This is a genomic window from Haloarcula sp. CGMCC 1.6347, from assembly GCF_037078395.1.
GTDB classification, from domain to species: Archaea; Halobacteriota; Halobacteria; order Halobacteriales; family Haloarculaceae; genus Haloarcula; species Haloarcula amylolytica.
In genome coordinates, this window is the sequence record NZ_JAYMGX010000001.1 from 559,654 (window position 1) to 580,435 (window position 20,782).

The 20,782-nt window shown below is 62.9% G+C and carries 23 protein-coding genes; 12 read left to right on the forward strand and 11 right to left on the reverse strand.

The window, feature by feature from the left end; translation table 11 throughout:
- Positions 1-2: 2 nt before the first annotated feature.
- Positions 3-2,477, reverse strand: coding sequence for a bacterio-opsin activator domain-containing protein (locus VI340_RS02995; RefSeq protein WP_336357760.1), 2,475 nt, complete (start codon positions 2,475-2,477; stop codon positions 3-5).
- Between the two features lie 299 nt (positions 2,478-2,776).
- On the opposite strand from VI340_RS02995, the gene VI340_RS03000 reads away from it, so the two are divergent.
- Both VI340_RS03000 and VI340_RS03005 read left to right on the forward strand, forming a co-directional pair.
- Positions 2,777-3,265: an HTH domain-containing protein gene (locus tag VI340_RS03000; RefSeq protein ID WP_336357761.1), complete on the forward strand. Its 489-nt coding sequence runs from the start codon at positions 2,777-2,779 to the stop codon at positions 3,263-3,265.
- Between the two features lie 61 nt (positions 3,266-3,326).
- Positions 3,327-3,746 (forward strand): DUF7344 domain-containing protein, encoded by a 420-nt coding sequence (locus VI340_RS03005; RefSeq protein WP_336329814.1) that lies wholly within the window; start codon positions 3,327-3,329, stop codon positions 3,744-3,746.
- Here VI340_RS03005 and gatE read toward each other — a convergent pair.
- A complete protein-coding gene (gene gatE, locus VI340_RS03010; protein WP_336357762.1) occupies positions 3,743-5,614 on the reverse strand; it encodes a Glu-tRNA(Gln) amidotransferase subunit GatE in 1,872 nt (623 codons plus the stop codon). The genes VI340_RS03005 and gatE overlap by 4 nt on opposite strands.
- A gap of 88 nt (positions 5,615-5,702) precedes the next feature.
- Here gatE and VI340_RS03015 point away from each other — a divergent pair, with 88 nt between their 5' ends.
- Positions 5,703-6,497 (forward strand): DUF7537 family lipoprotein, encoded by a 795-nt coding sequence (locus tag VI340_RS03015; protein ID WP_336357763.1) that lies wholly within the window; start codon positions 5,703-5,705, stop codon positions 6,495-6,497.
- 34 nt (positions 6,498-6,531) lie between these two features.
- Here VI340_RS03015 and VI340_RS03020 read toward each other — a convergent pair whose 3' ends face one another.
- Entirely contained in the window at positions 6,532-6,828 is a 297-nt protein-coding gene (locus tag VI340_RS03020) for a DUF5789 family protein (protein ID WP_008310423.1), read from the reverse strand.
- A gap of 158 nt (positions 6,829-6,986) precedes the next feature.
- Here VI340_RS03020 and VI340_RS03025 point away from each other — a divergent pair, with 158 nt between their 5' ends.
- Positions 6,987-7,487 carry a GNAT family N-acetyltransferase gene (locus tag VI340_RS03025; protein ID WP_008310421.1) on the forward strand — a complete coding sequence of 167 codons (501 nt, stop codon included), beginning with the start codon at positions 6,987-6,989 and terminating at the stop codon, positions 7,485-7,487.
- Between the two features lie 47 nt (positions 7,488-7,534).
- On the opposite strand, the gene VI340_RS03030 is transcribed toward VI340_RS03025, so the two are convergent.
- Both VI340_RS03030 and VI340_RS03035 read right to left on the reverse strand, forming a co-directional pair.
- Entirely contained in the window at positions 7,535-7,768 is a 234-nt protein-coding gene (locus VI340_RS03030; RefSeq protein WP_008310419.1) for a hypothetical protein, read from the reverse strand.
- A gap of 302 nt (positions 7,769-8,070) precedes the next feature.
- Positions 8,071-9,477 carry a class II fumarate hydratase gene (locus VI340_RS03035; protein ID WP_008310418.1) on the reverse strand — a complete coding sequence of 469 codons (1,407 nt, stop codon included), beginning with the start codon at positions 9,475-9,477 and terminating at the stop codon, positions 8,071-8,073.
- 567 nt (positions 9,478-10,044) lie between these two features.
- Between VI340_RS03035 and VI340_RS03040 the strand changes: the two genes are divergently transcribed.
- The 3 genes from VI340_RS03040 to VI340_RS03050 are packed head-to-tail and all read left to right on the forward strand — an operon-like array spanning position 10,045 to position 13,192.
- The gene (locus VI340_RS03040; protein ID WP_008310417.1) at positions 10,045-11,109 is read left to right on the forward strand and encodes a carbohydrate ABC transporter permease; all 1,065 of its coding nucleotides are present in this window, start codon (positions 10,045-10,047) and stop codon (positions 11,107-11,109) included.
- Positions 11,106-12,035: a carbohydrate ABC transporter permease gene (locus VI340_RS03045; protein WP_008310416.1), complete on the forward strand. Its 930-nt coding sequence runs from the start codon at positions 11,106-11,108 to the stop codon at positions 12,033-12,035. Before VI340_RS03040 ends, VI340_RS03045 begins: the two co-directional genes overlap by 4 nt.
- Before the next feature lie 17 nt (positions 12,036-12,052).
- Positions 12,053-13,192 carry an ABC transporter ATP-binding protein gene (locus tag VI340_RS03050; protein WP_336357764.1) on the forward strand — a complete coding sequence of 380 codons (1,140 nt, stop codon included), beginning with the start codon at positions 12,053-12,055 and terminating at the stop codon, positions 13,190-13,192.
- 58 nt (positions 13,193-13,250) lie between these two features.
- Here VI340_RS03050 and fen read toward each other — a convergent pair whose 3' ends face one another.
- Positions 13,251-14,231, reverse strand: a complete 981-nt coding sequence (gene fen / locus VI340_RS03055) for a flap endonuclease-1 (RefSeq protein ID WP_336357765.1) — start codon at positions 14,229-14,231, stop codon at positions 13,251-13,253.
- Positions 14,232-14,314: 83 nt separating this feature from the next.
- Positions 14,315-14,872, reverse strand: a complete 558-nt coding sequence (locus VI340_RS03060) for a GNAT family N-acetyltransferase (protein ID WP_336357766.1) — start codon at positions 14,870-14,872, stop codon at positions 14,315-14,317.
- Positions 14,873-14,982: 110 nt separating this feature from the next.
- Here VI340_RS03060 and VI340_RS03065 point away from each other — a divergent pair, with 110 nt between their 5' ends.
- A complete protein-coding gene (locus VI340_RS03065; protein WP_336329807.1) occupies positions 14,983-15,396 on the forward strand; it encodes a DUF3054 domain-containing protein in 414 nt (137 codons plus the stop codon).
- 35 nt (positions 15,397-15,431) lie between these two features.
- On the opposite strand, the gene VI340_RS03070 is transcribed toward VI340_RS03065, so the two are convergent.
- Complete coding sequence (locus VI340_RS03070) at positions 15,432-15,599, reverse strand: DUF7331 family protein (protein ID WP_004518770.1); 168 nt, start codon at positions 15,597-15,599, stop codon at positions 15,432-15,434.
- A gap of 475 nt (positions 15,600-16,074) precedes the next feature.
- Between VI340_RS03070 and VI340_RS03075 the strand changes: the two genes are divergently transcribed.
- Both VI340_RS03075 and VI340_RS03080 read left to right on the forward strand, forming a co-directional pair.
- Positions 16,075-16,308, forward strand: coding sequence for a hypothetical protein (locus VI340_RS03075; protein ID WP_008310405.1), 234 nt, complete (start codon positions 16,075-16,077; stop codon positions 16,306-16,308).
- A 115-nt stretch (positions 16,309-16,423) separates the two neighbouring features.
- A complete protein-coding gene (locus VI340_RS03080; protein WP_008310403.1) occupies positions 16,424-17,431 on the forward strand; it encodes an ornithine cyclodeaminase family protein in 1,008 nt (335 codons plus the stop codon).
- Between the two features lie 14 nt (positions 17,432-17,445).
- Here the strand turns inward: VI340_RS03080 and VI340_RS03085 are convergent, their stop codons facing one another.
- The 3 genes from VI340_RS03085 to srp19 form a co-directional block, all read right to left on the reverse strand.
- Positions 17,446-18,558, reverse strand: a complete 1,113-nt coding sequence (locus VI340_RS03085) for a presenilin family intramembrane aspartyl protease PSH (RefSeq protein ID WP_008310401.1) — start codon at positions 18,556-18,558, stop codon at positions 17,446-17,448.
- A gap of 75 nt (positions 18,559-18,633) precedes the next feature.
- A complete protein-coding gene (locus VI340_RS03090; RefSeq protein ID WP_008310399.1) occupies positions 18,634-18,861 on the reverse strand; it encodes an H/ACA ribonucleoprotein complex subunit GAR1 in 228 nt (75 codons plus the stop codon).
- Positions 18,858-19,136 carry a signal recognition particle subunit SRP19 gene (gene srp19, locus VI340_RS03095; RefSeq protein ID WP_008310397.1) on the reverse strand — a complete coding sequence of 93 codons (279 nt, stop codon included), beginning with the start codon at positions 19,134-19,136 and terminating at the stop codon, positions 18,858-18,860. Before srp19 ends, VI340_RS03090 begins: the two co-directional genes overlap by 4 nt.
- A gap of 122 nt (positions 19,137-19,258) precedes the next feature.
- Here srp19 and VI340_RS03100 point away from each other — a divergent pair, with 122 nt between their 5' ends.
- Both VI340_RS03100 and VI340_RS03105 read left to right on the forward strand, forming a co-directional pair.
- On the forward strand, positions 19,259-20,029 hold the full coding sequence (locus VI340_RS03100; protein WP_336357767.1) for a CAP domain-containing protein: 771 nt from the start codon (positions 19,259-19,261) through the stop codon (positions 20,027-20,029).
- A 288-nt stretch (positions 20,030-20,317) separates the two neighbouring features.
- On the forward strand, positions 20,318-20,776 hold the full coding sequence (locus tag VI340_RS03105; RefSeq protein WP_336357768.1) for a hypothetical protein: 459 nt from the start codon (positions 20,318-20,320) through the stop codon (positions 20,774-20,776).
- Positions 20,777-20,782 lie beyond the last annotated feature (6 nt).

The following is a 20,782-nucleotide window of genomic DNA, read 5'->3' on the forward strand; positions in this document are numbered from 1 at the left end:
GTTCAGTCGTGTTTCTCAGGTCCGGTTCCGGAGTCGAACAGCGCGCCGATGACGGCGTCGTGAGCCTTCCGCAGACGGTAGTGTAAGGTCGGCGCGGAGATGTCGAGCGTCGCAGCCAGTTCCTCGGCGGAACTCCCTCGCGGCCAGTCGTAGTAGCCGCGTGCGTAGGCAGTCTTGAGTGCGGCGGCCTGTTTCGGCGTCAGCCGGTCGCGTATCCGCGTCTGGAAATCCGTGGCCGTCGAGACTGGCTGGTCGACGTACTGCTTGCTCCGCAGTTCTGTCCCGGGCGCGACCTCCTGAATCGCCTCGACGACGGCGCGGACGTTGATATCCGGTGCCATCTCCGCTGTGAACCGCAGGTCGCCGTCCGCTGCGACGGCCCGCCGCACGGCCCCGCCGTAATCTGTGAGCGTGTCAAGCGGCGATGCGGATATCTCGTCGAGCGCGACTTCGAGCAGGGGCGCTCGGTTCTCCGCCGCCGTTTCCACGACGGTACAGGACTCGACCGACGGCGTCTCAGTGAGCGCCTGACACACCCGATCAGTGTCCACACCGCTGATGCGAACGTAGTGGAGGCAGTTCCCGGAACTGGTCGGGACGCGCCGTTCGAGCGTAAACGAACAGTCGTGCATCGCCGAGAGGCCGGCGAAGACGTCGTCGGAGTCCGGCGTCAGGAATTCGAGTTCGACCGTCGTCGCCGCCAGCAGTGACTGCTGACTGTGGACGCGCTGGATAGAAAGCGCGATAAGTCGCCCTAGATCGGCCAGAATACTCGACTCACGGCAGCCAATCGTGGCTTCTGTCGATGCGTACACCATCAGGACGCCGTACGTGGTCTCGCCAGTTGTCAGGGGAACAGCCGCGACGGAGCAGCGGTCTGTGAGTAGTGGGCGGTCCATCCCGGTGTCCGAGGGCGTCGACACGTCGGTGATATCCTCGACGACCTGTACCTCGCCGGTGTCGATGGCGTCGATGGCGAGACTGTGCTCGCCGGGCGAAATCTGCTCCGGCGTTGCCGTGTCGATCCCAGCGGCGGCACTCAGTGTTATCCTCGTGGCACTCCCGCGGCTCCCGGCCCACACGGCCTGGTACAGGTCCGATTCAGTGAGATGCGTACACACTGCCGATTCGATTTCCTCACGCGTCTGTGTGTCCTGTAGCGCCTTCGCGATCTCTCTGCCCAGCACGTTGAGCCGCTGTGTCTGTTCGAGTTCGTCACGCTGTCGTTCGAGTTCGGCCTGTCGGTCTTTGTGCGCAGTGATGTCCCGAGCGACGAAGATGACGGTGTCGAGGTCGTACGCGCGACTTTCCAGCGGCGCGACCCGCGCCTCGAACCACCGCTTGCCACTGGGAACCTGCAGTATGTACTCCACGGACTGGAACGACCCGGTCCGCAGGGCCGCACGAACAGTCGCCAGTAGCGAATCAGCGGTCTTGTGTGGAAGACACTCGTGTAGCGTCTGACCGACAAGCGTGTCCGTATCGTCGACCGTCACCATCGTCTCGGGGTCGGTCAGACAGTCGAGAAATCGCCCTTCCGCATCAATGATGAAACTGGGGTCTGGGAGGGCAGTATTCAACGCGCTTCGCTGTTCCGTGTGGCGCTGTCGTTCGAGTTCGTAGCCCGCCCAGTCCGAGAGCAACCGGACGAACGTCAGATCCCACTGCGTGAACACTGTCTCGCGTGGTTCCAGCCCGTAGAAGCAGAACGTCCCGTACACGGCCCCGTCGACGACGACGGGCGCGCCGATGTAGTTCGCGATTCCCCACTCCGGGTCAGCGAGGTCCGGCGCGTCCGCAGCAACGTCGCTGATCGCGAGCGGTTCGCGGTGTTCGACGACGTGTCTGCAGTTCGGGAGGTCCTCGATGCTGGTCGTGCTGCCGGCTTCGAGGTCGGCAGTCGCCGGTGCAGTGACTGCCTCGAACACGTACTCGTCGCCGTGGACCCGGGAGAGCGTCCCAAACGACGTATCGAGCGTCTCACAGCCGAGCTCTAGCAGCGCGTCGAGTTGTTCTGTGAACGTCCGGTTCGCGTCGGTACAGATATCGTAGGCCGCTTCGAGCACTGACTCTCGTTGCTTCCGGGCCGTGATGTCGATATGTGCGATGGAGGCGTACCTCGCCCCATCGATGGTGAACGGAGCGGCGCACAACCGGAACCACTGTTTCGCCGACGTGGTGTGACACGGGTATTCGAGTTCGAACGAGGACTGGTCGCCGGCGAGGACGGTTCTGATCCCGTCGGCTGCCTGTTGCCCGGTCACGTCGTCAGCCATGTCAGCGACGTCGAGGTAGTTCACGCCCAGCGTATTCGGTGTCAGCTCTGTTCCGTTTGCCCGGCCGAACTCGCTCCACGTCTCGTTCGTCGAGAGGATCACCCCGGACTCGTCTACGATCGCAAACATGAGTGGGAGTGTATCCATGGCTGGCCCGTACAGGGCTGGGATATCATGGCCATCCATGACACTTGGGACCATGAGTCAAGTGTGGCGGCGAGCTACTTAACGCCCGGTGTCTGGTTAGAATAGTAATATTTTGTCGGGGCACACGTCTGTGGTGAATACTATGCAGAAATCGAACTCCAGAGCTGTATTCGGGCTGATTTGAACACAAGCTTGGCAAAACAACTAACAGATATTCACATACTAACCAATTACCGATTGACCCAGATATATCATCCATGAATCCGATTCGCCCCGATTTATTCTAGGGGCCTAGAGAGAGTGCTTAGGACAGTCAGCGCTGTAGCGAGGCACAGGATACTCAACATCTCACTATGGATTCCACTGCCAATCCGGTTCGCGTCGAACTGTTCGTCCGGTCCCTCTGTCCGGGAGATGCAACGCAACAACAGAACTACCTGATCGACCGGTTACAGGCTCTCGAGGACGCGGGCTATATCGAGGACCTGTCGATATTAATCTGGGGGCGCCGGATCGAACCGCGGCTCGCACAGCGGACTGCGGAGGGACGACACCTGTTGGAGCGGCTTTCCATGTTCGAACAGTGGGAGCGCGACTCCGATGCCTCGCTTGCCGCCTTCGACTGGGAGCACCCGCTGACGAACATGGTTTCTGACGAATCGGTCAGCGTGATCACGCTGCCGACGCTTGCCCTCGCGGAATACGTTGACGATGACCTCACGCACGTCGCCCCCTGTACGCGGGATGGAACGGTCCACCGCGTCACCGACCGTGTCAACCGTCTCGCGGATACCGCAGACCTAGCCGACGAACTCGAGCACGAGCGTACCGTGGTACAATAGCGTTCGAACCGCCCCGAACCTGCCACGATAACTGTCCCCATCCAGCACCATACCAATCAAAATGAATACGAAACAAACTGAGATCCCCGACTCGCTCCCGCTGGACGACCGACTGTCGCTCCTGTCGTCGCACTACCGGCGGTACCTCCTGTACGGGCTTTCACAGTACACGACGCCGGTTTCACTAGCCGTGCTCACGGATACGGTGACCGAATTCGAACACGGGACACCGGCCGAACAGCACCGCGACGAGCGACTCAAGATTTACACGGCCCTCTATCACAACCACCTTCCGCGGCTGGTCGATGCCGGTGTCGTCCAGTACGACCAGTCGGAAGATATGGTCGATATCGGGCCGAATGCGCCGACCCTCGTCCCGCTGCTCGAGTCGACGGTCGAACACGACCTGTCCGCGAACGGTGACGGCCTGTCACGGGACCCTGTCGATATCGACTCCTTACAGCCCGAGCGGAGCAATTAAGCCCGCTTCTGTATCTCCGAGCGCAACACGTCACTGACTGTATCGCCGTCAGCTTTGCCACGGAGTGCGCCCATGCACTCGCCCATCAGCGCCGAGAACGCCCCCATTCCCTCCTCGGCGACCTGGTCCTCGTGGCGCTCGACGACCTCGACAACGGCGTCCCGGACCTCCGACTCGTCGACGCCGCCCAGTCCCTCCTGCTCGACGGCTTCCTCGGCCGTCAGCGACGGGGTCTCGGCGAGTGCCGTCAGGAGGGCTTCCATCCCCTCGCGCGGCACGTCTCCGCCGTCCACCAGCAAGATTGCGTCCCGCAGGTGCTCGTCGGTGAGGTTCCCGACAGGCACGTCGTCGCGGCGGAGTTCGGTCAGCGTCGACTCCAGCGTGCCGGCGGCCAGCGTCGGGTCGACGCCCTCGCCCTCCACCAGCGCCTCGAACAGCGGCCATCGCTGGCCGTAGGCGACCTGCTCGGCGAGGCCGGAGCCGAGGTCGAACTCGCGCTCGTACCGGTCGACCTTCTCGGTGAGTAGCTCCGGGGTCTCGACTTCGGTCACGTCGGGTTCGACGGGCGGCACGTCCGTCTCGGGGTACATCCGGGCCGCGCCGGGGAGCGGACGGAGGTACCGCGACGTGGCGTCCTCGTTCGCATCGCGGGTCTCCTCGGGGACGCCTTCGAGCGCCGTCTCGGCCCGTTCGGCAACGGCGTCGATAGCCAGTTCGGCGGTTTCGGGGTCGTCGGCGACGATGGCGACAGCGTCCTCGGGGCCGGCCCCAACAGCGTCCCGCAGCGCCTCGACTTCCGCCTTAGTGACGCCGTAGGCCGGCAGTTCGTCGGTATGGAAGATGCCGCCCGCGCCGTGGCGCTTGGCGTGGTCGGACAGTTCCGTCCCGAGCCGCCGGTCGGGCTGAATCTCGTGGCCGACGAGACCGTCGAAGCCGGACAGCAGGAGGCCCTGAACCTTGCCGCCTGAAGAGAGTGCACCTTCGATGACACCCGAATCCGTGTCCTCGAACACCTCGGTCACGTCCTGTGGCTCACCCACCGAAGCGTCACGGTCGGCGAGTTCCTCGGCGATGTCCAGCAGTTCGACCTGCCGACGGACCTCGTTGCGGACGAGGTCGTCGATATCGTCGAGGCTCTGAACGCCTTTCAGTTCGATTCGTGCGCCCTCCGCAATGGAGACGTTCACGTCCTGGCGGATGGTCCCGAGGCCGCGTTTGACCTTCCCGGTGGAACGGAGGAGCATCCCGATGCGCTCGGCGGCCTCGCGGGCCTGCTCGGGCGAACTGATGTCGGGTTTCGTCCCGATTTCGACCAGCGGGATGCCGAGTCGGTCCAGCGAGAACCGGACGCCGTCGTCGGTCTCTTCGACGCGCTGGCAGGACTCCTCCTCCAGTAGCATGTCCTCGATACCGACCGGGCCGGCGCTCGTCTCGATGGCCCCGTCGTTGGCGACCAGCATCGAGCGCTGGAACCCCGTGGTGTTCGAGCCGTCGACGACGATCTTGCGCATGACGTTCACCTGGTCGACGACGGACATGTCCAGTAGCTGGGCGATTTCGAGCGTCGTCTCCATCGCCTCGCGGTCGACCCGGTGGGGCGGCTCGTCGTCCTCCTCGACGAGGCAGGTCGTGTCGTAGGCCAGGTACTCGAACTCCCGGTCGACCATGCTCTCCTCTAAGGCCGCCTGGTCGATCTCCCCGAGTTCGCTCTTGGTCGGGTGCAGATAGCGGGTAAAGGAGCGCTCGCTCTCCTCGGGTTCGCGGATCGCCGTCGGACAGTCACAGAACAGTTTCGTCGCGGTGTCGAGTTGCTGGTGGATCTCCAGCCCGGCGACGAGCCCCAGCTCCTCGTAGTCGTACTCAGTCATTGTCGAGGTGTCCGGGACCGGGGGCCAAAAAACGCACCCTTCCCGCGCTCGCCGCCGTGCTTTTGGCCGTGTCTCCCTCACTGTCAGTATGCGCTGGCTGTCGACAGCCGCGGTGGCCGTCCTTCTCCTGACAGCCGGCTGTAGCGCCCTCATCGGCGCTGACGACACCGAAGGGGGCACCGTCACGCCGGCACCGGTTCCGACAGCGGCGGAGTCGGACACGGCAACGTCGCTGGACTCGCCGCCCGGCGTTACCACGGAACGGCTCGAAAACGTCGCGCTCCTGTCAGCGGCCCACCGGCAGGCGCTCAACGGCACTACCTACACCCTGAACGAACGCTACACCGAACTCACAATCGGGAACGACAGCACCTCTGTCCGGCGCACCGAGACTGTCGCCGTCGAATCACCGACGCGGTATCGCGACGAGATGGTCAGACTGACGACTGACTCGAACGGGACTGTCGAGCGGTACGAACAGTCGACCTACGCCGACGGCACCAACTGGTACGAACGACGGGACGACGGCACCGTCGAGCGCCAGCGTGGCGAGGTCCGATTCACCCGCGACAAGTACGCCTACCGGACGGCGTTCTACCTGAACCGCTACGCCGTGGTCAACCAGAGCGCCACGGCCGTCGTCACACGGGACGGCAGCCGCGCCTACCGGATTCGCGGTTCCGGCGGCGAGATTCCGACCACAGAACGGCTGGCGGAGTTCCGAATCGAACTGCTGGTCGAACCTGCCGGCCTCGTCCGCCGATTCAGCGTCTGGTATCGCACCGAAGACCGCATCGTCGAATACAGCTTCTGGTACGAGGATATCGGCGAGACGACGGCGGAGCGGCCGGCGTGGCTCAACGAATCCGCATCGACGAACTGAGTGGGGCCAGCACGCGGCACCGCACACCCAGCGGCTACAGGCGGTCCGTTTCGGTTCGAACTTCGTCGGTTCCGGACGTGCTCCCGGCCCGGTCGTCGTAGTACTTCCGGCCGATGAAACCGTCGTCAAGGTTCCCGACGAGAGAGTTGTACAGCCCCTCTGCAGACTGGTACGTGGCTTCGCTGGTCCGAGCCAGTACCTCACTCATCTCTACGGAGTCGCCGTTCTGGGCGACCAGCTCGACGTCGCCGAGCTGGTGGACGATAGTGGCGTGGTCCGCGGGAAAATCACAGGCCTGGTCGAACAACTGTAACGTTTCGGAGTAACGCATCTGTATCAGATACTCAAGTCCATAATTAAAAAGCATTATGAATATGAATTGTCTGGTGATTGGTTTTGCCAGTCGGATCTGGCGGCGAAGGCGAAACCAAATACCTCAGTATCCCTTTGCGGGGAAAACATATCACTGATAATGACATATACTTTCACATGACAATCAGACCAGCAACTTCGGACGATGTGACGGCCATCAACCAGGTTGCGACGGCTGCCTGGGAGACGGATTACCCGTTGCTCACCCAGGAAACAGTCGAAGACGGCGTTGGCGACTGGTATTCGCCCGAACAGATCGAATCGGAACTGGTCGAATCGCAGACCCTTCTGTTCGTCGCCGAGCGCGAAGAGCACGTCGTCGGGTTCGCACACGCGACGTGGCACGAAACCGACCGCGCGGGGTACATCCTCCGGCTGTACGTCCATCCCGACTACCGGCGCGAGGGGATCGGTCGGTCGCTGCTAGAACGGACCTGCGAGGAACTGTTCGAGCACGACATCGACCGGATTAACGCGATGGTCCTCTCGGCGAACGAGCCCGGAGTCGAGTTCTACCAGCAGTTCGGGTTCGAGTTCGCCGACGAGAGCGAAACCGAAATCGGCGGCGAGCGCTACCCCGAGAGCCGGTACGTTCTCGACGGCGAGTCGTGGACCTGAGCGACGAATCGCTCGCAGCGCCGCCGCCGCTCTCGAAGGCTCTCACCTCACGAGAGGTGCGTGACGAGTTCCGTGACGCGGCCACCCGGGTACTCGACCTCGTCGACCTCCTGCTCGACGACGTCACCGGCGAGGCCCGTCACGTTTGAGAGCGGGATAACGCGCTCCCGGCCGTCGTCCTCCGGTACGGCCCAGACGACGTTCCCCATGACTTTGGCTGTCGTACACTCGATACTGGTATCGCCGTCCATCGAACTGTCGAGGAACACTGTGGCGCTCATGTATTATCTTTTGACACGATAGGACATAACCGATACGGTCAGGTCGGGGTGTCGCTGATTATCCGAGCAGAACCGAACAGAAACTACTGAGTCACAGCGGAACTCTCTGCTGTTCGCGGCTCCTCACGTCGCCGTTCCGGTACGAGGGCCGCTCACTCCGTTCGCGCCCCTCGCTGCTCACGGGTCACTCCGTTCCCCGCTCGCATTTTCGAGGAAGCTCCCTACGGTCGCTTCCTCGCTGCTCGCGGGTCGCTATCGCTCCCCGCTCGCTTATCCGAAGGCTTCGCTTCGCTCAGCCTTCGCTACTCGTCGCCGAGGATTCCACGCTTCGTCATCTTCTCGGGGTCGAGTACGTCGTCGACCTCGTCCTCGTCGAGATAGCCCTCTTCGAGGACGACCTCGCGGATGGTCTTTTCCTCGGCGAGGGCCTTCTTGGCGACCTTGCTCGCCTTGTCGTAGCCGATGGCGGGGTTGAGCGCCGTCGCCAGCGCCATGCTCTGCTCGACGCGCTCGGCGCAGTGCTCGGCGTCGGCTTCGAGCTTGGCGACGAACTTCTCGCCGAACACCGCGCTGCTGTTGGCGATAAGCTTGGCCGACTGCAGGAAGTTCGAGGCCAGCACGGGCTTGTAGAGGTTCAGGTCGATCTGGCCCTCCGCCGCGCCGGCCGAGACGGCGGCGTCGTTGCCGACGACCTGCTTGTGGACCTGATTGACTGCCTCGGCGACGACGGGGTTGATCTTCCCGGGCATGATCGAAGAGCCGGGCTGGTTCTCCGGCTGGTCGATCTCGCCCAGCCCGTTGCGGGGCCCGGACGCGAGCAGTCGGAGGTCGTTGGCGATTTTGTTCAGCGAGCCGGCGACCGTCCGGAGCGCACCGTGGGCCTCGGACATCGCGTCGTGGGCGGCCTGGGCCTCGAAGTGGTTGTCGGCCTCGCGGAACTCCAGGCCGGTTTCCTCGCTGATGTACGCCGCCGCTTTCGCCGGGAACTCGGGATGGGTGTTCAGGCCGGTTCCGACCGCGGTTCCGCCGAGCGCGAGTTCGGCGAGACGGCCGTGAACGTCCTGTACGCGGGAGATGCCTTTCTCGACCTGCGTGCGGTAGCCGGAGAACTCCTGGCCCAGCGTCACCGGCGTCGCGTCCTGGAGATGGGTTCGACCGGTCTTGACGACGTTCTCGAACTCGTCTTCCTTGGCCTGGAGTTCGTCACGGAGCGTCTTCAGGCCCGGAATGACGTCCTTCTCGACGGCTTCCAGCGAGGCGACGTGCATCGCCGTCGGAATCACGTCGTTGCTGGACTGGCCGAAGTTGACGTGGTCGTTGGGGTGGATCTCCCGGGTCCCGATGTCACCGCCGTACAGTTCCGTGGCGCGGTTGGAAATGACCTCGTTGGCGTTCATGTTCGAGGACGTGCCCGAGCCAGTCTGGAACACGTCGACGGGGAACTGGTCGTCGTGTTCGCCGGCGATGACCTCGTCGGCGGCCTCGACGATACAGTCGGCTTTGTCTTCCGGTATCGTTCCGAGGTCGCGGTTCGCCTGTGCGGCCGCTTTCTTGACCACGCCGAGCGCTCGGATGAACCGCCGCCCGAAGGTCACGTCGCTGATCGGGAAGTTCTCGACGGCGCGCTGCGTTTGTGCGCCCCAGTACGCGTCGGCTGGCACCTGCATCTCACCGAGACTGTCCTGCTCTGTCCGGTACTCGTCGGTCATACGTCCGGGGGGTGGTCCGCCCGGTCGTAAAACCCACCGGTACGAGTCGGGACACCACTCGGCACAGGCCTGGGGCTGCCGGGACAGTCGCTCACTGAGCACCACGGGTCCCCGGTCCGACAGCGGAGACCGTGGGGCTCAGAACCCGTGACCTAGATAAACGTGTATTATCATTCGGAAATATTAAGTAGAATCTCTCTCCACTTACCATGAGTTCGACGCCACAGAGACGTTCATGACTGATGCCCCACAATGTCCGGTGACGGCGGTGTGTCGCTGCCGTCGTCGGCTGTCGGGGCCCGATGGGACACCGACGGACGTGACACATCGCGAACACTCGCAGCCGGTGTACCCGCCGCGTTGCAACCGCTCGCCCGCTCGGCACGACGACGGGATGGCACACCCGTCACCGTGCGTTCCCACGCCGCTTGCCAGCCTGTGTTGGTGCGACAGGCTGGCCGGGTCGCGTGGGCTACGCGCGTGCTGGCTGGCGAGACTATGTGACTGACGACACATCCGTCGGGACGATGGACGGCGAACTCACGTCGGCGAACGACTGACACAACCATGCGCGAGATACTCAGCAGACTCCTCGCCACCGGGGGTCGGCTCCGGTCGGCGGTATCGAGAGACGAATCGGACGGTGACCAACTGGCAACAGACGGGGGGGCGACCGTGAAGACGACCCGGGGCGACTCACTCCGGAACTCACTGCCGGTCGAGTGGGAACTCGTCGAATCCGCCCCGTTCTGGCTCCCGCCAGTCCTGTTTGCGGGCTTTTTCGTCTACGGCGCTATCGCCTGGAACTTCCTCCTATCGCTGACCGATTACAACGGCCTCGGCGGTGCACAGTACGAGACCTTCGACCTCAGCATGTACAGCCGTATGCTGAACGATGGGGCGTTCTGGCAGGCGGCACAGAACACGGTGGTGTTACTCGTCGTGTTCACCGTCCTCTGTCTGGCACTTGGCCTGTTCGTGGCCATCCTCATCGACCAGCAGATACGCTTCGAGAACACGTTCCGAACGATATACCTGCTCCCGATGAGCCTCTCGTTCGTCGTCACGGCGACGATGTGGGCGTGGGTGTACAACGCCCGCAACGGCGTTCTCAATCAACTTCTCCGGGTATTCAATCTCGAAGGAGCCATCGTGGGACTACTCCGCCCGGCCGGGGTCAACGCCGAGGTCATTCAGTGGCTCTCCTGGAACACCACCGCACTGGCGGCGGTCATCTTCGCGCTGATCTGGCAGTTCAGCGGCTACGCGATGGTCGTCTTCCTCGCCGGCCTTCGAGCAATTCCGACCGAACACTACGAGGCCGCGCGGGTCGACGGTGCGTCGACGGTTCGTCTGTACGCGCGGGTCATCATCCCGCAGCTCCGTGCCTCCGCGGTGTCGGCGTCGGTGGTGCTGATGGTGTTTGCGCTGAAAGCGTTCGACTTCATCTACGCGCTCCGTGGCTCACAGCCGGGGGCGAACATGGACATTTTGGCGACGATGATGTATCGGGTCGCGTTCGACAGCCTCCAGTGGGCGTACGGGTCAGCCGTCGCTATCGTGCTGTTTGCCCTCGCGCTGCTGGTCATCGGCCCGTACCTCTACAGCGAATACCGACGGGGTGAACTATGAGTATCAGAGGCGGCAATTTCATCGACGAACTCCGCAGTACAGAGAACAGTCGTATCGGCCTGTATGCCCTCCTGCTGGCGGGCATCGCCTTCTACCTCTTCCCGGTAGAGACGGCCGTGATGACGATGTTCAAGACCGAGAGCGCGTTCGCCCGGACGCTCCCGTTCGCGCCGCCGGGCGCTGACGGCTTCACGCTCGACGCGCTCAGTACCGCCTGGAACACGCTCCGCCCGGGACTGATAAACTCGCTGTTGATGGCGATTCCGGCGACGATTATGTCGGCGCTGCTGGGAAGCCTGACCGCGTACGGACTGACGACGATTAGCTGGCGCGGCCAGGTCGGTGTCGTCGTCCTCATCATCGCGGGCATCTTCATCCCCTACCAGGCCGTGCTCGTCCCGCTCTCACAGTTCTGGTTCCGGGTGTTCCCGGGTCTGGCCGAAGGGTTCATCAACACCCTCTTCGGCTTCATTACGGGCGGCAGTTGGCAGTATCCGAGCCGTAACGGCTACGTACAGTTGCTGCAGCTGTCGGTTACCCACGCGGCGTACGGGATTCCGATCTGTACGCTGCTGTTCCGGTCGTACTACCAGAGCATCTCCGAGGAGATGATCGAGGCCGCTCGCCTCGACGGCGCGAGCGCGTTCAGCATCTACCGCAACATCATCCTCCCGCTGTCGCTGCCGATGTTCGCGGTGACGCTCATCTACCAGTTCACGCAGGTGTACAACGACCTGCTGTTCGCGCTGGTGCTCATCAACGAACCGGCCTCGCAGGTGGCGACCCAGCGCCTCGCGGCGCTCACTGGCGGGGTCGTCCAGTCGTTCAACACCACGATGGCAGGGGCCATCGTCGCAGCACTGCCGACGCTGCTCGTCTACATCGTGTTCGGCGAACAGTTCGCGAAAGGCGTCGCTGGAGAGTAATCACGGAGGTATTCACAATGGCACAACTCACACTGGACGAGGTAACGAAGACGTTCCAAGACGACGACGGCGAAATCATCGCGGTTGACGAGGTATCGGTCGACATCGAGGACGGCGAGTTCCTCTGTGTCGTCGGCCCATCGGGCTGTGGGAAATCGACCACGCTGCGGATGATCGCCGGGCTCGAAGACATCACGCGCGGCGAGATCCGACTGGACGGTCAGATCATCAACGACCAGCCGCCGGCCCGCCGGAACGTGGCGATGGTGTTCCAGTCCTACGCCCTGTACCCACACATGACCGTGCGGGAGAACATGGCGTTCGGGCTGGAGGAATCGACGGACATGCCCGACGACGAGATCAACGAGCGCGTCGAGCAGGCGTGCAGAGATATGGACATCTTCGAACTCATCGACCGCAAGCCCGGGGAACTCTCCGGCGGTCAGCAACAGCGCGTGGCGCTCGGCCGCGCTATCGTCCGGGACCCCGAAGTGTTCCTGATGGACGAGCCGCTGGCGAACCTGGACGCGAAGCTCAAAGCCGAGATGCGGACGGAACTCCAGGAGCTCCAGCAGGATCTCGACGTCACCACTGTCTACGTCACCCACGACCAGACGGAGGCGATGACGATGAGCGACCGTATCGCCATTCTCAACGACGGCGTCCTCCAGCAATGTGCGACGCCGCTCGAGTGTTACCACGAGCCGAACAACCTCTTCGTCGCCGGCTTCATCGGCGAGCCGTCGATGAACTTCTTCCCAACGACTCTGGAGGGGTCGACGCTACGGGGCGAGTGGTTCGAGTACGAACCCAGCGACGAGACGGTCGCCGAAGTCGAGGGGACGACCGACATCACGCTCGGCATCCGGCCCGAAGACATCGAGTTCGTCCAGACTGACACCGGCCCGAACGTGTTCGATTCCACGGTCAACGTCGTCGAGCCACGCGGGAACGAGAACACGGCCCACCTGCAGTTCGACGAGACGATGGACGACCAGTTCATCGCGACGGTCGGCGGCATGAAACAGCTCAAGGCCGGACAGCGCGTCAAAGTCCGGTTCCCCGAGAACGCGATTCACCTCTTCGACACGGCCAGCGGCCAGGCTATCCGGAACCGCACGCTCGACGAAATCGAGACGGTCGAATCCGTCGTCTGAGCTGAAATCGTCCGCGGTCGTTTTTAGTGCGCTATTGGTCAGTCGTGGGTTTTCGCTGTCACGCCCAGCGGTCAAGCCCGGTCTGGACGACTGACTCGTCGATGCGCTCGAACCCGCGAGCGACCTCCTCGGCGTCGACCTCCCACTGCTCGGTGACGAACGCGCGGGCGGCGTCGACGTCCGGCTCGATGCTGTCCGGAATCTCGTAGTCGTCGGTGACTGCGGGGTCGAGAAACAGGTTCCGGATGCGGTCGGCGTGGTCGATGTGTTCGTCCCGGGCTTCGAGAACGGCGTAGAGGTCGCCGTGCTCGTGGAGTTCCGTCACGGCGGTCTTGGGACCGATGCCGGAGATCCCCTCGTTGAAGTCCGTCCCCATCAGGATGGCGGCGTCGACCAGTTGCTCCCAGGTGAGGTCGTGCTGTTCGAGTGTCGCCTCGAAGTCCATCAGTTCGGGGTCGCCCTTCGACGTAATCTGGCGGAGCGTCATCGGCGCACCGAACAGGAGCGCGTCGTAGTCCTCCGTCCCGACGTAGTCTACGTCACCCCGCCGGGCCATCACCGACGCCTGCCCCTCGCCTTCAGCGGGGGCGTCGACGATTGGCACGTCGAGCAGTTCCAGCAGGTCCCGCGTCGTGTCGACGATGGTCTCGGTCAGCCGCTGGGTCCGGGAGTCGAGCTTGGCAACGCGGGTGCTGTCGCCCGCTTTGCGGGCCGCCTCCAGCTCGGACTCGTACTTCTCGCGTTGCTCGCGGCGTTTCTCGACCTCGTCGTCTTTGAGGTCCGTGACCGCGCCGTCGAAGACGAACACCGGCGTGAGGTCGTGTTCGAAGAACTTCGGTAGCCCCTGGATGACGCCGATGAGGTTCGCCACCTCCTCGCCGTCGCCGGTGGTGTATTTCGACTCGCTAGTGAACTTCACCGTCGTCGTCAGATAGCGATAGAGCCAGTTGTGGGCGTCCACGGCGACGACGCTCCCGCCGAGGTCGCCGAACGACACGTCCGATAGCGCCGCGAGCGACCGTAAATCAGCGTTTCCCATTGGCAGGCCTTTGGCCGACAGCCGTTTGAATCTCCCGGAGATGGCACGGGGCTCCGGCAGGCCAGTCGACTCGATCGGGCCGATCAGCCTGATGTGGCTGTCCGTCCGGACGGCGGTTCGGCCCAGTCGCCGAGGACCGACGGCGGGTCGGCGTCGGCCTTCGCCGCGAGAAACGACTCTTCCTCTGGCGAGAGATCGCGCTCCCGAAACAGGTCCAGACCGGCCTGATACCGTTCGGTACTGCGGTCGCCCGGCCAGACGAGGTCGAGTTCGGCCATCCCCGACTCCGCGCCGCTGAAGCAAAACCCGGCCCGGTAGGCGGCCTGGTAGGAAAACGGATTGTTGACGCCGATGGACACGCGCTCGAAGTCCCGCTCCGTAGCGCGGTCCCGAACGAACCGGAGGAGGCGGGCACCGAGCCGGTCGCCCTGCCGGTCCTGCCGAACGGTGATATACCGGACACAGAGCGTGTCGGGGTCGGTCCGGTCGGCGTCGAACGCGGCCGCGGCCACCACGCCATCGTCCCCGACGACGGCCTTCCCGGTCGAGGTCATCACGAACTTGCCCGCGTACGCGAACTGCTCGTGGTCCAGCCGGAGCCGGTGGCCGTCCTCGGGCCAGCCGAGCAGCGTGAACTCCATACACCGACACTGGGGCCGCCCACTGTAATCAGTGCTGGTCCCTGTTCTAAGGTACCAACCGCCGTCGTCGAATCCGGGAGAGCGAAGTGCCCGGAGCCGGAACTACCTGTATGAGCGTCTCGACGGTGGGGAACGGTCGTATCGAACTGTCCGCTCGGACGGCGCTGGTCGCCGTCGGTGACCTGCTGGCGATTGCTTTGTTCGTCGGTATCGGGGAGTTGACCCACGGTATCAATCCGGTACTCAACCCGGGTCGGTTCGCCGGGACGCTGACCCCCTTTTACGTCGGCTGGCTCCTCGTCGCCGGATTCGGGGGGCTGTACACCGCCGCGGCGACCGGAACGGTTCGAGCGGCTCTCGGCCGCACTATCGTGGGGTGGGTACTAGCAGTCGGAATCGCGCAGGGACTCCGTTCGACGGCGCTATTCCCCGGCAATGCGGCAGTGACGTTCGCGCTCGTATCCGTGCTCGTCGGTGGCACGCTGTTGCTGCTCTGGCGCGGTGGAGTTGCAGTCGCAAAATAAGCGGCCTGTAGCAGAGCTGCGGTGTCGCTGACGGACTATCGCAGGTCGGCGACTTCGAGCGATTCTGTCGACTGAATCCATGCCTGGTGGTTCTCCCGGTCGTAGATTACGAACTCTTCGTCGCCGATGTTCAGTTCTGCGTATCGTCGTTCTTGATCGTCGGTCGCGGCGTCCGTCGTGTTGTCCGTTGCGTTCGTGCTCATTGTCTCGTTTGGGAATCGGCGTTCCGTTTTTCTCCGATTCAACGTCTCTTGGCGTACCTAATAAGCACATGGACCCAGTTATCATCGGAGAAAATAGGGGGCATTACCACACCAGGAATCCCTAATCTAGTTCTCAAATTCTGAAAATAGGTAATTCGGAGGGCTCTATCCGAGAAACAGAGAACCGTCACAGCAGTCATCGTATCCCGGCTGGCAAACACCGCATTCCAGTTTGTGGTGAAATATCATATCCTGCGTACGACTGCGGGCCAGCAACAACGGGTCGTCCCTGCCCTTATATTGTGAACAGTCCACAAGAATAGGCCTATATTAATCTTTCCCCAAAATCCAATCCATAACTTATGAGTTTGTTACTCAGCGGGTACTGAATAAATTCGTAGGGGCCATTGAGTGTATTATCCCGTATTTTAGGGAAACATTCATATACTCCGCTACCGTAGAATAATTCATACTTATGACGGGATATTACGACATCATTCTCGGACTCATTCCGCTCGCCATGGCCGGCATCACCGCCTCTCTGTTCGTTGTCGGCTTCGAACTGACGACGGCGATTCCGATGGCCTCTGTCGTAACAGTCGGCCTCATCGGCCACGCGATGTTCGTCCGTGCCCCCGTCGACCCGGTTCCGAACGACACGTCGACCCAACAGAACCCGCAGTCGGACCCGCTACAGACTGCGGACTAGACGCATTCCTGCCCGTCTACTCTCCCGTTTTCGATAGATATCCGGTAACCGGTCCCCGGTCGTACAGATTGGCACCGCCGGGCAGTATAAGAGTCGGTCGCCCAAACGACGGAGTATGACGACAGATGCGACAGCGCTGTTCCTGCAGAGCGACGAAGTAGCTGACCTCGCCGAACCCACCGAGTACGTCGACGCCGTCAGAGAGGGGTATCGCCAGCGTGGCGAGGGTGCCCCGGCGACTCCCAGAACAACGCTGTTCTCGGACGAGCCTGCGGGAATGTTGACGGGCTATCTCGCGATCCTCCCCGACACCGGCGCGATGGGCGGGTACACCTACGCGGCCGGTTTCGGCGGGCGAGACGCGCACTTCACGCTCCCGATCTTCGACTCCGACAGTGGCGACCCGCTCGCTGTTCTCGACGGTGCGAGCATGAACCCGCACAAGACTGGCGCGGCCGGGGCAGTCGGTGTCGACGCACTGGCCCGCCGGGACGCCAGCGACCTCGCAGTCATCGGCAGTGGCGCACAGGCCCGCGGCCAGGTCCGTGCGACGGCGACAGTCCGAGACTTCGACCGCATCGAGGTGTACTCCCCGACGGCCAGTAGCCGGGAGTCCTTCGCCGCGGAGATGAACGACGCGCTGGACCCGACAGTGGCTGCCGTCGCGTCCCCGGCCGCAGCAATCGAGGGGGCCGATGTCGTTATCACGGCGACCAGCGCGAGCGACCCGGTGTTCGACGGCGACCTGCTCGAGCCGGGAACTCACGTAACCGCGATGGGTCAGTACCACCCCGAGAAGCACGAACTGGACGCGACGACGATCGAACGCGCCACGTACGTTCCGGACTTGCGCGAGCGGGTGACACAGGACGCCGGGTCGTTCATCAACGCCCTCGATGCGGGCGTCATCGACGAGGACCACGTCCACGCCGAGCTAGGTGATATCGTCGCCGGCAACGCGCCCGGGCGGCAGTCACCCGAGGAGATTACAGTCTTCGACTCCGGCGGCACGGCCATCGAAACCGTCGCTGCGGGCCACATGTTGTACGAACGGGCGAAGGCCGAGGGTCGCGGTGAGGAGATCGATTTCTCGCCCGCGAGCAAGGCCCTGACCGGACGGTAGCGGCTACAGGAGAATTAGAGGTACGGGCCGAGACCGAGGGCGTCTACCAGACTGATACCGGCGGCGAGTGCGCCGACGATGTAGCCGGCGATGGTTCCACCGTTTAGAAGCGGGAGTCCTGCGTGTGCGCGCCCCTTCAGAACCATCCAGAGCAGTATCGTCAGGCCGACGTAGGACCCGAGCATCGCGGTCAGCGCCGGCAACGGGACACCGAACACCGACAGTACGTCCGACGAAGCGAAGAACGCGGCGCTGGCGACGAGTATCGACGGGATGATGGCGTCACCGAGACCGATAAACAGCGCGTCGCGCTCTAGGGGGTCAGTGTGACTGCTGTCACTCTCGTCTGTTTCGCCGGCGCCCGTCGCTTCGTCGGGGCGTTCCCCCGGCTGGCTCCCATCCGCAACCGCCGGACTGTCCGCGTCGGCTCCGGGTTCTGTGGTCGCCGGCTCCTCGGTCGCGTCGTCCGCCGCCGTTGCGTCGTCGTCAGTCTCGTCTTCTGCTACCGAGTCCGCCGCCGTTGCGTCGAGATAGGAGTACGACAGCGTCATCGGGATCACGAGGACGACGGGGACCTTGAGGTCCATGACGCCCGAGGCCAGCGTGAGCATGTGCTCAGTTCCGTAGACGCTGATCGCATCGTACACGGCGAGTACAGTCAGCAGGACGAGCGCTGGCAACACCCCGAAACTGATGCCGAACAGGCCGGCGGCGGCAGCCCCCATCACCGCACCGGCGGCGTCGATGACGTACCACTCGGGATAGACCAGCAGTGCCGTCCCCAGGCCCAGCGCCAACAGGACGGCAACGACGTTGAGGCCGGCGTACGTGAGCACCGGCGGCACCAGCACCTGGAACACGTATAGAGAGAGCCAGGCCGAGGAGAAGACAATGAGCCCGCGAATGAGCTGGTCCACGTCGTAGCGGAAGGCAAGCAACATAACTGCCGTTGCGACCAGGATCGCCCCGACGTACATGAGGCTGTTCGTGGGGTCAGACGGGTCTTCGACGGCCTGGTAACCAGCCGATTCGAAGGGCTGGACCAGCGCCAGCGCGCCGAGTTGGACGAACAGGAAGATACCAGCGATAAGGCCACAACCGCCGAGGAGTCGCCACCGTCGCTCCATGCACACACGTCCTGCAGGAACCGGTTTGAGCGTTACGAAGCAGATGTTGACAGACGTCGGCGGTTTGGAGGGCTCTTACCGCGCGTACAGGACTGTGCCGACCAGCGCTGGGAGATGCACGCTGTCGTTCGGCGAGACAGCGAGATACGGGCGCTCGACCGGACCGAACACGTCGACGACGGAGCCAACCGTCTGGAGTTCCTCGTCGACCACGTCGGTTCCCACGGACGCGTATTCGTCGCCGGGTGCCCGGACGACGGCCAGTCCCTGTGCGACCCGCGAGACAGTGCCGATGCGTTTCATTCACGTAGCGCCTGCATGTAGGCCGCCACAGCCCCAAGCAGGTCGCTTTTCGTCGCGTCGTCTGCGTCCTTGACGACGACTCGCCCGCGGGCCTCGTACTCGCGTGGATACGTCTTGTCCCGCTCGATGACCACGTCGTAACCGACCTGCTGGACGGCTTTGGCGATCTCGTCGACAGTCGGGTCCTCGACGGCCAGATCCAGTGACACGCGACGCCCGTCGCTACGCGAGCGGTTGGCGTCGAGTGCCGCCGGCCAGATAACGTTCTCGACCATACCGGCAGTGGCCGCCCGTGGCATATATGGGTTATCGTCACCGGCGACAGTAGACGAAATGAAAATCAGATGAAGTATATGAAGAATCAAGCTTACATACCTCTGTAATCTATCCGTGGCATATGGTAAAGAAAGGGTTACTCGCTATCGCCGCCGTGGTGCTCCTCGTGGTCTTGGGGACGGGAGTGCTTGTCGGAGCACAGTTCGCGGGCGGGACAGCGGATACGACGACACAGACAACTGACTCACAGAGCGACGACGGTAGCGGTGGCTCACCGACGACGGCGACGGCGGGCAATAGCACTACGCCAACACCGACGCCAGGAGCAAACGGGACGGCGACACCGGCCGAGACTGCGACCCCGAAACAGGAGTCGATCCCGGCACGGAAGTTCAATGAACAGAACGTCTCCGACTACGTCCGGCAGTTCCTCAACGAGGAACGCAAGGCTGCAGGTGTCCCAGCGTTCGAGTCGGGACTCCGGACCGAAGAGGATCTGAACGAGATGGCAAAGGGCCACAGCGAGCAGATGGCCGTCGAAGGGCAGGCGATCCACAAGATCGACGGCGTCTCCAGCAAAGACCGATACGAAAACACCGGGCTCTATGACCGGTGTACGTTCGACTCTGCGGAGGGTGAGTACATAGAGCAACCGGACCGAAACCGGTTCGAGGCGGTTGAGCAGACAGTCGCCGGACAAACGTACGAAGAGGACGGCAAAGAGCGGTTCCACGCCACCGACAAGGAAGTCGCCAGAAAGATCGTCGATGACTGGATGGCATGGCCGGACTACCGCGAGCGGCTCACGCTCCGCAACGCGAATCTCGTCGGCATCGGCGTGGAGATAACCGATACCGGCAACGTGTACGCGACTGCCAACATCTGCGGATAGCGGTCGGACTGGACGACCGACGCGGCAATTGTTCTGACCGCCGGGCTGCTCGTGAGTGCTGTCTTGCTGCCACTGTCCTCTCTCTGTTCAGATTCTACGCTTTTCGTCCACATGCAAGCAGTGCCGTCGCTGTCCCGTTGTTCTCTGTGGTCGGGGAATCGCTGGTGGCAGTACTCAATCTGACTATAGCGTTCCCCGGCATGCTGCTGCCTCTCATAGCGTGGCTAAACCAGTGGCTGTTCTCCTGCCCCTCACAAGACACTTACACAACCGGTCTCACCAGCTATCATGAATCGCCGACAGTTCCTCTCAATCTCAGCACTTTCCAGCTCTCTCTCCGGTTGTGTTGAGTGGAATTTTGACGGTACTACCGAAAACAACTCTTCAGCACCGAAGGCGACAGAAACGCCGAACGACACTGCCACTGAAACCGGGACGCCGCCTTCCGATGTATCGACACCGGAATGTTGGCCGTCGATGTGTGCCGGATCGAAACTCGTGGCAGTCCAAGTCGCAGGTGATTTTTCGGGCGACGTTGTGCTAACTGCCACCTGTCAGAACAAGGAGTTTTCAGTTCAACCAGGCGAATCAGTCCGGATCAACCGCGAGGCGGACGCTGAGGTCTGTGGAATCAGATTATATATCGACGGCAAGCACGCATTCAGTGATAGGGTTAGCAGCCACCAAAGCCTGAACCTGACAGTTGATTCGAGTGGCGAAGTGACTGCAAGATGGGTCGTTCAGTAACGGACT

Bases quoted from the DNA above. Each gene is read 5' to 3' on its own strand.
- VI340_RS03065 (WP_336329807.1), top strand. From the start codon at position 14,983: ATGAGCGTCTCGACGGTGGGGAACGGTCGTATCGAACTGTCCGCTCGG.
- VI340_RS03090 (WP_008310399.1), bottom strand. From the start codon at position 18,861: ATGAAACGCATCGGCACTGTCTCGCGGGTCGCACAGGGACTGGCCGTC.
- VI340_RS03075 (WP_008310405.1), top strand. From the start codon at position 16,075: ATGACGGGATATTACGACATCATTCTCGGACTCATTCCGCTCGCCATG.
- VI340_RS03030 (WP_008310419.1), bottom strand. From the start codon at position 7,768: ATGAGCGCCACAGTGTTCCTCGACAGTTCGATGGACGGCGATACCAGT.
- VI340_RS03005 (WP_336329814.1), top strand. From the start codon at position 3,327: ATGAATACGAAACAAACTGAGATCCCCGACTCGCTCCCGCTGGACGAC.
- VI340_RS03080 (WP_008310403.1), top strand. From the start codon at position 16,424: ATGACGACAGATGCGACAGCGCTGTTCCTGCAGAGCGACGAAGTAGCT.
- VI340_RS03000 (WP_336357761.1), top strand. From the start codon at position 2,777: ATGGATTCCACTGCCAATCCGGTTCGCGTCGAACTGTTCGTCCGGTCC.
- VI340_RS03020 (WP_008310423.1), bottom strand. From the start codon at position 6,828: ATGCGTTACTCCGAAACGTTACAGTTGTTCGACCAGGCCTGTGATTTT.
- VI340_RS03040 (WP_008310417.1), top strand. From the start codon at position 10,045: ATGCGCGAGATACTCAGCAGACTCCTCGCCACCGGGGGTCGGCTCCGG.
- VI340_RS03060 (WP_336357766.1), bottom strand. From the start codon at position 14,872: ATGGAGTTCACGCTGCTCGGCTGGCCCGAGGACGGCCACCGGCTCCGG.
- VI340_RS02995 (WP_336357760.1), bottom strand. From the start codon at position 2,477: ATGGTCCCAAGTGTCATGGATGGCCATGATATCCCAGCCCTGTACGGG.
- VI340_RS03105 (WP_336357768.1), top strand. From the start codon at position 20,318: ATGAATCGCCGACAGTTCCTCTCAATCTCAGCACTTTCCAGCTCTCTC.
- gatE (WP_336357762.1), bottom strand. From the start codon at position 5,614: ATGACTGAGTACGACTACGAGGAGCTGGGGCTCGTCGCCGGGCTGGAG.
- VI340_RS03025 (WP_008310421.1), top strand. From the start codon at position 6,987: ATGACAATCAGACCAGCAACTTCGGACGATGTGACGGCCATCAACCAG.
- VI340_RS03100 (WP_336357767.1), top strand. From the start codon at position 19,259: ATGGTAAAGAAAGGGTTACTCGCTATCGCCGCCGTGGTGCTCCTCGTG.
- VI340_RS03070 (WP_004518770.1), bottom strand. From the start codon at position 15,599: ATGAGCACGAACGCAACGGACAACACGACGGACGCCGCGACCGACGAT.
- VI340_RS03015 (WP_336357763.1), top strand. From the start codon at position 5,703: ATGCGCTGGCTGTCGACAGCCGCGGTGGCCGTCCTTCTCCTGACAGCC.
- VI340_RS03035 (WP_008310418.1), bottom strand. From the start codon at position 9,477: ATGACCGACGAGTACCGGACAGAGCAGGACAGTCTCGGTGAGATGCAG.
- srp19 (WP_008310397.1), bottom strand. From the start codon at position 19,136: ATGGTCGAGAACGTTATCTGGCCGGCGGCACTCGACGCCAACCGCTCG.
- VI340_RS03050 (WP_336357764.1), top strand. From the start codon at position 12,053: ATGGCACAACTCACACTGGACGAGGTAACGAAGACGTTCCAAGACGAC.
- VI340_RS03045 (WP_008310416.1), top strand. From the start codon at position 11,106: ATGAGTATCAGAGGCGGCAATTTCATCGACGAACTCCGCAGTACAGAG.
- fen (WP_336357765.1), bottom strand. From the start codon at position 14,231: ATGGGAAACGCTGATTTACGGTCGCTCGCGGCGCTATCGGACGTGTCG.
- VI340_RS03085 (WP_008310401.1), bottom strand. From the start codon at position 18,558: ATGGAGCGACGGTGGCGACTCCTCGGCGGTTGTGGCCTTATCGCTGGT.